Source organism: Pedobacter sp. WC2423 (assembly GCF_040822065.1).
Lineage (GTDB): Bacteria > Bacteroidota > Bacteroidia > Sphingobacteriales > Sphingobacteriaceae > Pedobacter.
In genome coordinates this window covers 1,153,619-1,165,809 of sequence record NZ_CP162005.1, presented here as the reverse complement: position 1 = coordinate 1,165,809, position 12,191 = coordinate 1,153,619, and the positions used below count along the sequence as shown (strand labels likewise).

Sequence of the window (12,191 nt, the reverse complement as noted above, 5' to 3'; positions counted from 1 at the left end):
CGCTGTACAATGGCTTTCAAGCCAGAAAGAAACCTATTCAGATCTGTTGTAGAATGCAGTTTTAAGACTAACGGAATATTATAAGTACTGCTGCCGTTTTCATACGCTTCAATAAACCATACCCGCTCCTGCGCAAACGACAATAGCTGGTCTTCCGCCTGATGAACTTCAGTAGCTTTTATCGTCACCTTACTGGTATCCGCAAGCTGTAAGGACAGTTTCCGGATCGTGGTTTCATTAAACAATGTGGCCACACTCAAATTCGTATTCAGCTGTTTATTCAGCTTACTAATTAACTTAATGGCAAGAATACTATTCCCGCCCAGACGGAAAAAATCAGCATCAATACTGATTTGATCAGCAGCTGATTCCAGTACATCCGCATAAAGCTCACATAACTGTTGCTGCGTCTCATTTTCAGGTGCACAATAGGTATCTTCATGCTGCAGTGTATTAGCCAATAAAGCCTTCCGGTCTACCTTTCCATTAACCGTTAAAGGCAATTGCGTTAACTGTACCAGTATAGCAGGTACCATATAAGCAGGTAAGACACCATTTAAATAGGCGATGACGCTATCCTGATTTTGCTCAGTTGCAGCTACATAATAGCCCACCAGATTTTTTACCCCGCCACTAACTTCTCTTGCCAGCACAACAGCCTGACTGATCCCAGGATACGCAGACAGTCTGGTTTCAATTTCTCCTAACTCAATCCGATGCCCTTGTATCTTTACCTGGAAGTCATTTCTGCCAATATATTCGAGATTACCATTAGCCTGAAAACGAACCCGGTCACCTGTTTTATACAAGCTGCCCGTTTCAGTGAAATGATCATCAATAAACCTTTCCGCCGTTAATTCCGGCAAATGCAGGTAACCTCTTGCTACACCAGCACCACCTATATAAAGCTCTCCGGCCGCACCTGCAGGAACAGGACGCAGCTCATTATCCAGCACATACAAATTATAATTCGCATAAGCCTTTCCGATAGAGAAATCCTTTATTGTTTCATCAATTGTAAAATAAGAAGCACCCACCGTAGTTTCAGTAGGCCCGTATTCATCAATAATTTGCGAAGCATATTTTAAGATACTGCTGATATGATTACTTAAGAGTTTCTCTCCCCCAACAATGGCCAGTCTGACCGGCAAATCAGGAGAATTCAGCAGTGATAAATAACCTGGCGTAGATTTCACTAATTCTATCCTGTTGTCCAGCAGATGCCGCTCATAATCAACCACATTTATAATATCACGTCCAAATACATAGACTGTTTTACCAAAGCAAAGCGGAAATAATGTAGTCGTGACCGATAAATCAAAAGCAAGATTACTGGAAAAATCAACTTTTTTAATGTCTTCAGCAATCACCTCAGCCAGGTTAAATAAATAATTCACCACATTCCGGTGTTCTACCATTACCCCTTTAGGTTTTCCGGTCGTCCCACTGGTGTAAATCACATAGGCAAGGTGATTCATTTTATTTACCTGCTCAGGGTTTGCTTTTGAATAAGTGATCTCCAGAGTCAATTGCAATAGCGCATCATCCAGATTCAGTACAGCTACCACGCCCAGTGAGGCTAACCTTTCTGAATGCTGATCGTTACTCAATACCACTTTAGTACCGGTATCAGACAGCATATAACTGATCCGTTCATCCGGATAGCCAGGGTCAACCGGTACATAAGCACCACCAGATTTCAGCACCGCAAGAATAGCGATCAGCATATAGTCAGAACGATCCATGCCAATGGCAATCAGCTCATCAGGCTGAATCTCATAAGTCTTTTTCAGATAAGCGGCCAGCTGATTAGCCTTTTCATTTAATTCCCGGTAAGTGAGTGTTTGTCCTGCATACACTACCGCCGCATGAGCTGGTAAAAGTGCCGCCTGAGCTTCAAATAAAGATTGAACCGATAAGGTCTCCGGATATTCCCGATGACCAGCGGTAAACTGACGCTGTACAAGCGCTTCATACTCACTGGCGCTTAAATAACGCAATTCATGAGTCTGTATTTGCGGACGGTTCAACAACTGCTCCAGTAAAACAACTATGCCATCCAGCATTTCGCAGATTCTTTTTGTAGTGAACAGCTCTTTTGCATACTGTATTCTAAATGCAATTGTCTCCTGTTGCTCATAAGCAGTGACGCTTAACGGGTAATCCAGTTTCTCAATCACATCTTTAAATTCCAGCACAAGTTCTCCTTCCAGATCTTTTGGCATCGGATAATTCTCGTAAGCAAATAAGGTATTAAATAGCCTTTCACCACCAGTCTGCAATTTGGCCAGGTTCACATCACTGCGGTTATTTACCTCATGCACCAATTCCTGCAATCTCCTGATCTCTTCTATCACCAGCGCATCTTTATGTTCCATAATAACCGGAAGGGTATTGATGTATAACCCTACAGAGTGTTCTATATCATTCACCGGTAAATTACGGCCAGATACTGTCAGCCCCAGAATAGTGGTAGCTGTGTCACCATATAAGCTCAGTTGCTTATGCCATAAATATTGTATAATTGCATTCAGAGTTAGACTGTTAGCCATGCTGAATGCTTTCAATTGTTTATATTGAGCTCCGGATATAGTTAATACCTGTTCCGTATGCTCTTTAATCAATCTGTAGTCAGAAAGAACAAGATGTTGCAGCTCATCTTTGAGTAAACAACGCAGGTCTTCCCGGTTCTCCAATGTATTGATATAAGTTTCCCAATACTGCTGATTGCCGGACCGGTGTTCCTGGAGATACTGTTGTGCGGCCCCGTAACTATAGTCAGTCACCAGATCTACCTGTTCATTTTTCAGTAGTTTAAGGTATACTTCATGGATGTACTCTAATAAAACAGGCATACTCCAGCCATCAAGAATTACATGATGACTGCTGAAAATACAGGTATAATGCTGCGCACTCTTTTGAATAAGATACACCCTGAACAGATTACCTGCTGCAAGGTCATATCCTTTCACCTGATCTTGTACCAGCAGCTCATCCACACTGTCAGTTGCTGTATAATACCAGTCAAAGTTGCCTGTCTTATCAATTACCTGCACCAACTCTTCTTCCCAGTCGAAACGAAGTCTTAGCGATGGATATTTAGCCTGCGCAAATCTCCACGCCTTTTCTAATTGATCCGCATCTAAAACACTGTAATAATCCCAGGTATGCTGTACCCGGTAAGCATCATCGATATCTCCCTGTTTTAAAGCATGATAAATAAAACCTTCCTGTAAACTATTGGCCAGATAAACCCCTTCAATTTCTTTTTCCTTTTGCAATTTGTCCAGCAGGGAGGCAGAAATTACAGCGCTGATATCGCTTTGTGTTAAATAGCTTCTCTGTTGAGTATTCAAATATTCAGCTATCCCTGTCAGTTGCTCCTTATAATCATTTGCCAGTCCGGTCAATAGTTCCGCAGGTAAGCTCCCGGTAAAGGTAAAACGAAGTTCTCCACCAATTGCTACCCCATTAATATCAATAATCAGTGCCTCCTTGTTCAGTTCCGAAATTTGCGTTCCACTATCCTCGTCAGTAACAGACCATAGCGTATCTGCTTCCTGATCAAACTGTCCGAGGTAGTTAAATCCTATCGCGGGCAATTCCTGAGCTATATAACCTATCAGAGCTCCATAGCCAATACCATTGGCAGGTATTTGTCTCAATGTCTCTTTTACAGCTATAATATGTTGTGCCGGATCAGCTGAATTTGTAGAAAGCTGTACCGGAAACATAGAAGTAAACCAGCCTACTGTATTGGTGATATCCAGTTCAGGAGATAAGGCTTCTCTACCATGACCTTCCAGCAAGATGTGATGGGTAGACTTTCCAGTCAAACCAGTTAAGGTGTAAGCCAGTGCACTGAGTAAAAGATCATTGATCCGACTATAATAAACCACATGACCACTGCGCAATAATAAGTTGGTATGCATTGCATCAAGGCGAATACTTACTTTACTTAAAGTATTCACTGATTTGATTTTCAATAATTTATTTTCATCACCTATACCTTCAACAACCTGCTTCCAGTAACTTTTTTCTGCGGCATGCTCTTTCTTATAAGCAGACAATGCATCAATCCATTGGCGGTAACTTGTACCTTTTTTTACTGGCACATAGGCTTTTCTGTCTGCCAGGTGTGTATAAATCTGATGCAGGTCTTCCGTAAGAATCCGCCAGCTCACCGCATCTACAATTAAATGATGCAGCGCAAACCAGATCCTGGCACTACCATCAGCATAACCATCCAGATACGCTATTTTGAATAAATTACCAGACGAAAGATCAAAATCGCTTTGCCAGTCAGTTAAAACTGATGGTAATTCAATTCCATTTACAGCTGAATAATTAAGTTGAAAAGGTGCAATTTTCTCGTTATACTGCTGCGTATGCCCGTCATAACTGATTCTTAATGCATCGTGATAGTCAATTAGCAGGGCTATACTCTTTTCCAGAACAGCTTTGTCCAATACAGGTACACGCACCATAAAAGATTGGTTCCAGTGACCAGGGGCAGGAAAAGATCCATGATCAGCATGATAAAAGAACCATTCCTGGATTGGCAATAAACCCATTGTCCCTTTCAGTACTCCCTGTTCTGCCTGCACCGCGATCACATGAGCTCCCGCTTTTGCGATCACATGTTTATATAAAGAGGCAATTGTTTTATGCGTAAAAATATCCTTTACACTTACCTGGATATCCAGACGCTGACGTATTCTGCTCACCACCTGTATACTGACAATACTATCTCCGCCCAATCTGAAAAAGTCATCATCCACACCTACCATTGCTGCATCCATACCGAGTATTTCTGCATAGATCCGGCACAACTGTGCTTCAGTTTCATTTTGCGGGGCCTGGTAATGCGTACTGCCTTTAAATTCAGGATCGGGTAACGCATTTCTATCCAGCTTTCCATTGATCGTCAATGGTAATGCTGTAAGATGTACCAGTACTGCCGGCACCATATATTCCGGTAATTGATCCTGAAGATATTCCATTAAGGCATGCTGATCCAATTCAACATCAGCTATATAATATCCAGCGAGGTATTTAGAAGTTCCGGTTGTTTGTTCTTTTGCCAGCACTACTGCCTGCGTGATCTGTGGATAAGCAGTCAGACGGCTCTCAATCTCTCCCAGTTCAATACGATGACCACGTATCTTTACCTGGAAATCATTTCTTCCGATATAGGATAAATTACCATCCGGCAGATAACGGACAAGATCTCCCGTTTTATAAAGTCTGCCATAAGGGGTAAAAACAAAACGTTCACTGGTCAGCTCCGGCATATTCAGATATCCGCGTGTTACTCCGGCGCCACCTATGTACAATTCGCCAATTGCACCAACAGGAACAGGTTGCCTGTTTTTATTCAGTACATAAGCTGTTGTATTTGCTATAGGCCGGCCAATGCCTCCGGAACTGCTATTCATATTCACAATGGAAGTAACCGTAGTTTCAGTAGGTCCGTAAGAATTAATCAGTGCATAATTACCTTTACTCAGTCTGTTTAGCAAGTCTGCATTTAAGTGTTCACCACCCGAATTCAACCTGCGTAAAGTTGGGATATTCCCCACAGGCAGCTGTTCTAAAAATGAGGGTGTCATTTCTAAATAGGTTACCTGGTGGTCTGTCAGCGTTTTGATAAAAGCAGTTTCATCTCCCCAGCTGTGATCGCTGATCACCAGCAAGGTATGTCCGTTGAGTAAGGCCAGCAAAGTTTGCTCTACTGAAGCATCAAATACGTAATTTGCAAACTGCAGCAGAACTTCCTGCGCACTGAAACCATATTTTACATGCAAATCAGTAACCAGATTAATTACACCGCGATGCTCAACCATTACCCCTTTTGGCTGTCCGGTGGTACCGCTGGTATAAATAACATAAGCAAGATGGTGTGCCTGAGTAGCTGTGACAGGGTCAGCAGTGGAATAAATACTCAGATCTGCATTAAATGTATCGTTGATAACAACTCTTGCTTTTGTATCTGACAGGATATAGTTTACCCGTTCCTGCGGATAAGCAGGATCCATTGGCACATAAGCAGCTCCTGATTTCAATACCGCCAGTATGGCGATGACCAGAAATTCTGACCGTTTCAAATGGAGTGCGATCAGCTCATCGGGCTGAATATTATAATTGGTGATCAGATAAGCTGCCAGCTGATTCGCACGCTCATTCAGCTCCCTGTAACTTAACTGTATGTCTTCGTAAATAACCGCTGCATGATCAGGAGTTAGTGCCGCCTGTGTTTCAAATAATTGCTGGATTGTCTGATCAGCTGGAAAAGGTTTTTCCGTTTGATTCCATTCCTGAATAAGTTGATGGTGTTGTTCTTCATTCAAATAGTGTAATGCCGAAGTATTCAATGCAGCATCATTAACCAGCTGATCCAGCAAAGCAGCTATACCATCCAATACTTGCTGTATCCGTTCCTGATCAAATAGCTCTACTGCATATTGTAAAACAAATGCTAATTCATCATCTTTTTCTATAACAGTAACACCTAAAGGATAATCCAGTTTTTCAACTGAATGCCTGAATTCAAGCACCAGTTCACCCGTATCAATATTTGCAGGCATCGGATAATTCTCATAGACAAATAAGGTATTAAATAGCCGTTCCCCATTTTGCTGTAACTTCGCCAGGTTCACATCACTCCTGTTATTGACCTCGTTAATCTGTTCCTGCAAAGCCTGAATATTTTCAAGAATACGGCCAGCCTGATGTTCAAAAATTACAGGAACAGTATTGATATATAATCCGACAGATTGCTCAATAGCATTTACAGGCAGATGACGTCCGGATACCGTCATTCCGACTACAGTCCTGTCCGTATTTCCATAAATACTCAATTGCTTATGCCAGCAATATTGTAACACTGTATTTAAAGTAAGCCCGTTTTCCGTGCAAAAGGCTTTCAATTGCGCATAGCGTTGCTCCTTTATCATTAGGGTCTGCTCTTCCGCTTGCTTAATGTGCCTGTAATCTGAAAGTATAATATGCTGTTGTTCTTCTTTCAGCAGGCTGCGTAAGTCTTCCCGGTCTTCCACCTGTGCTATATAATCAGCCCAGTAAAGCTGGTTATCCAGGCGGTGACTTTGCAAATATTGTTGTGCTGTTTCATAACTGCGGTCATTACTGATGGTTACAGTTATCCCCTTAAGCAGCTGCAGATAAGTTTCATGAATATAACTCAGCAGTACAGGTGTACTCCAGCCGTCAAGTATAGCATGGTGGCTACTAAAAATACAGCTATAGCTTTTATCGTTCCAACGGATCAGGTATACCCTTAACAGGTTGCCACCAGCTAAATTATAAGCCTGAGAGCGGTCTACTGTTAATATTTTGCTGAGGAATATTTCTTTGACTTCGTTGCCGCCATCAATATAGCGCCAGTCCAGTACGGTTGTTTTGTCAATTACCTGTACCAGTTCATTCTCCCAGCCAAATCTTAAGCGCAATGCACTATATTTTTGCTGCGCATATTCCCATGCCCGGCGAAGTTTCGCCACATCAAGGGTATTATAATAATCCCATGCCAGCTGTACCCGGTAGGCATCATCTATATCACCCTGACTTAAAGCATGATAAATAAATCCTTCCTGTAAGCTATTCGCCAAATAAACACCTTCAATCTCCTGATTTTCCTGCAATTGGTTCAGGTAATCAACAGCAATCACATTGTTTACATCAGATGGAGTCAGATAACTGCGTCTGGTTTGACTTAATACGGTAATTACTTCGATCAGTTTTTCCTGATAAAAAGCCGCAAAATTCTCTAATATGTCTTTCGGTATGGCACCCGTGATTTCAAATTGTAAAATGTTATCTGCTATTCCACCATTAATATCGATAAGATGATAATTCCGGTTGAGAGATGCTATCGTCTGACCACTATTTTCCCTGGTAATGGACCATTTCCCTCCTTCTTCTGTATCAAACTGCCCGAGATAATTAAAACTGATCCTTGGCAAAGCTTGCGTTATATACCCAATAAGTGCACCGTAACCAATGCCATTTTGTGGTACTTTTCTCAGTGTTTCTTTGACTGCTGCCAGGTTAGTACCTAAATCAGCTGAATCAGTTGATAAGGTAACGGGAAACATGGTAGTAAACCAACCCACTGTACTGTTGACATCTATATCAGCAGCTAAGGCTTCTCTTCCATGTCCTTCCAGTAATACATAATTCTTTGTCATTCCGGTTATCCCGGAGATTGCCATTCCCAGCACACCAAGCAGAATGTCATTGATACCCGTTTGGTAAATCTGGTTAATTTCCCTTAATAACAATCCCGTATGATGACTGTCCAATAAAACAACAGCATGGCTTACAACCTCAATTTCCAGCTTTTCAAGAACCTTGTTGTTTTCTTTTACACCAGCCGCAATCTCCTGCCAGTAATCAATTTCCTCTTGTCCTGAAATAAGTTCGTCTTTTTTATAGTTGCCCGCTATTGCAGCCCATTGGCGGTAACTCGTTGCCTTTTTACCTATAATGTCTGCTGCATCAGCAGGTATAACAGTTGATTTTAAAAGGTATTCATAAATGCGCTGCAAATCATCACTAACAATACGCCAGCTCACACTATCCATCACCAGGTGATGAAATGCAAACCATATACGGGCACTGCCGTCTTGATAACCCTCCAGATAACCCACACTGAATAATTTGCCTGCTGAAAGGTCAAAGTCACTTTGCCAGGTGGTTAGCAGGTCTGACAAAGCTGTATCTGATAAAGCTCGTACATCTGCTGTCAGCAGTTGTATAGCAGGTAATTCTTCCCGGTATTGCTGAATTTTTTCCTGATAAAAGATACGGAGCACATCATGATGCTGTACTAATAATTTCAGGCTCTCTTCCAGTAATTCCGGATCTAAAACCGGAACTTTCAACATAAAAGCCTGGTTCCAATGCTGGTGAGCCTGAAACAATCCCTTATCTGCCTGATCAAAGAACCATTGCTGAACAGGTAACAATTCCAGTTTACCTTTTAATAAGCCCTGCTCCGCTTGGATTTCTACGGCGGCTGCATTTGCTTTTATCAGCAAATGCGTATAAAGCAGGGCAATTGTTTTATAAGTAAAAAGATCTTTTACAGTAACTTGTATCTGCAAACGCAGTCTGATCCTGCTCACTACCTGTATACTGGCAATACTATCTCCCCCTAATCTGAAAAAGTCGTCTGTTATACTGATATTTGCAGCATCCAGCCCCAGTACTTCTGCATAAATTGCACACAATTGGCGCTGTATTTCATTTTCTGGTGCCAGATATTCGCGGGTATCTGTAAAATGAGGATCAGGTAATGCTTTCCGGTCTAGCTTTCCATTGACTGTCAGCGGTAAGGCGTTCAGTTGAATGAATACAGCAGGTACCATATATTCAGGCAGCATACTTGACAGGTATTCCGACAAAATGAGCTGACTGAAAGGTGAGGTTGCAACATAATAACCCACAAGGTATTGTGGTGCTCCTTTTCGCTTTTCTCTGGCCAGTACTACTGCTTGCTGAATACCCGGATAACCAGAAAGTCTGGATTCTATTTCACCTAATTCAATCCTGTAACCTCTGATTTTTACCTGAAAATCGTTCCTGCCAATATATTCCAGATGACCATCAGCTAAATAACGCACCAGGTCACCGGTTTTATAAATCCTGTCATTTCCGGCAGTGAATGGATTTGTAATAAACCTTTCTCTGGTCAGCTCTTCCATCCCAAGGTAGCCCCGGGCAACCCCATCACCACCGATATATAATTCTCCGGTTGCACCCACCGGAACGGGTTGCAGCGAACTGTTCAGTACATAAGTAGTGGTATTGGCAATAGGACGTCCAATGTTGTTCGTCCTGCTGTCTGTATTCACAATAGAGGTTACAGTGGTTTCGGTAGGCCCATAAGAGTTGACAAGAAAATAACCTCCCTGACTTAATTTTTGTAACAGCTCTTTACTTAAATGCTCTCCCCCTGAGTTTAAGGTACGCAATGTAGGTATGGAAGAAACAGGTAATTGCTGTAAAAAAGAAGGAGTCATCTCCATATAAGTGACCTTATTTTTTACAAGCGTTTGAATAAAAGCTTCCTCATCTCCCCAGCTATGATTTTTTATGACGAGTAGCGTGTGTCCGTTTAACAGTGCAAGTAATAGTTGTTCTACAGATGCATCAAATACATAATTAGCAAACAGCAATAAAACTTCATCTTCACTGAATTTATATTGCTGGTGCAGGTCAGTGACCAGGTTCACCACTCCCTTATGTTCTATCATCACTCCTTTAGGAGTTCCGGTGGTTCCGCTGGTATAAATAACATAGGCCAGATGATGTGCACGGGAAGCCGTAGCAGGATTTGTGACAGGATAATCAGCGGTTAACCTGATCAGAAAATCGGCACGATCAATTACTTCAATAGCAGCCCCTGTCCCTTGCAATCTATCCAGATATGCAGCACTGGTCAATACAACCTTTGCTTTGGTGTGGTTAACCACATAAGTTATTCTTTCTTCCGGGTATTCAGGGTCCATCGGTACATAAGCACCACCAGTTTTCAAAACAGCCAGTATACAAATTACCATATGTGGTGATCTGTCCAGACAAAGTGCAATCAGCTCATCGGGACAAATTTCATAAGTCTCTTTCAGATAAGCTGCCAGTCTGTTAGCCTGATTATTCAGTTCACGGTAAGTGAGCTGCTGATCTTCAAAAACTACAGCAATATGATCTGGTGTTTGCTCTGCCTGCGCTTCAAATAACTCCTGAATTGTTTTAGCAGAAGGATAAATTTTACTGGTTTCATTCCATTGCGTAATAATCTTTTCATATTGCTGATCATTCAGTAATTGATAATCCGCTACAGACGAGGTAAGATCTTGCTGTAAGAGCTCTTTGAATAACTTCTGATAAGTATCAATAAAATCAGCTACGAGGTCTTTATCCAGTTCATTGTTATTGTAGCGAACCCTGTAATTCAGTTGATTACCCCGCAACTCTTGTTCAAATACTATTTTATCGGATAAATCAACATGCAGTTCATCTCTGACTTCAACATTTTCTATACCCTGATAATTAACAATCAGGTTACGCAGGTTCGTTTGTATAAACCCCATTTCCAGCATAGCTGTGTTAGCTGCGTAACTTACAATTTCAGCTATCGGGAGATATTTGGCCTTACTGGCTTTTTGTTCTGCAAAATAGGCCAGCGTCTGGCTGATCAGTTCTCCGGCAGTTGTTTCTCTGGTAAATCTGTAATCAATAATCACGGTGTTCACATGCGCACCATAAATCAGCTCCTTTCCTTCAAGAATTGCTACAGGATAATTAACGCCAATAATTTCCTGTCCTGTAATTTTATGCAGTAAAACAGCAAATACAAGCTGTCCGTATATGTAGGGGGTAATTTTATGCTGGCGGGTAAATTTACGGACAAGGGCAAGATCAGTATCGCTCACACTGAAATGATATTCGCTAACCTGGTTCTGCGTAATCTCGTTTAGGGTGTGGCCCGACTTTTTCAAAAAGGACAGATCAGTTCCGGAAACACCTTCCATATGTTTTTCCCAGAAAGCATGCATGGGTTGTTTATACTTTTCGAGTACATGGTTCAGTTTTACAGACAACTCCTGATGTTGGATAAGCTGCTGTTCAGGTTTAATGGCAGCCTGATATTTACTGTCATTATAAAAATGGCTGAGTTCAGTAATAATATGATCATAACTTAATCCATCTATCAGAATATGGGGCATCGAGTACAACAGACGATAATAGCCATCACTCAATTTGATCACATGAAATCTGATCAGGAGGTCATGCTCCAGATCAAATGGCTTTAAAGCGAGCTGAAGGATCTCTTCTTCCGTCAGCTTATCCGGGTAATAGTCAATGATGTTAACCTGCTGAGTTAATTCAGGACGTTTTATCCAATATAAATTATCCAGGATATAACTGATATTACTGCTGATCAGCAGGTAATTATTTACAAAGCTGATCAGACTTTTGTTTAGCCGCTCCAGATCAAGGTGACCAGACATATACTGGTCTAATACCATGTTATAATCACTGCGGGCCGGATTCAGTAACCATTCATTATAAAATATTTTCTGATACGGTGTTAACTTTACTATAAGTTGATCAATAGCGATTTTTTTGCCAAAATTGGCATTAATAGTTGAATCTTCTTTTTTCAT

At 41.5% G+C, this 12,191-nt stretch carries 1 protein-coding gene (cut by a window edge); it reads right to left on the bottom strand.

The window, feature by feature from the left end; all coding sequences use genetic code 11:
- A protein-coding gene (locus AB3G38_RS04440; protein WP_367867291.1) for a non-ribosomal peptide synthase/polyketide synthase crosses the window boundary here: on the bottom strand, positions 1-12,191 show its 5' end (the start). Its footprint begins 26,413 nt before the window's first position; only the first 12,191 of its 38,604 coding nucleotides appear in the window; it begins with the start codon at positions 12,189-12,191; its stop codon lies off the left edge, out of view.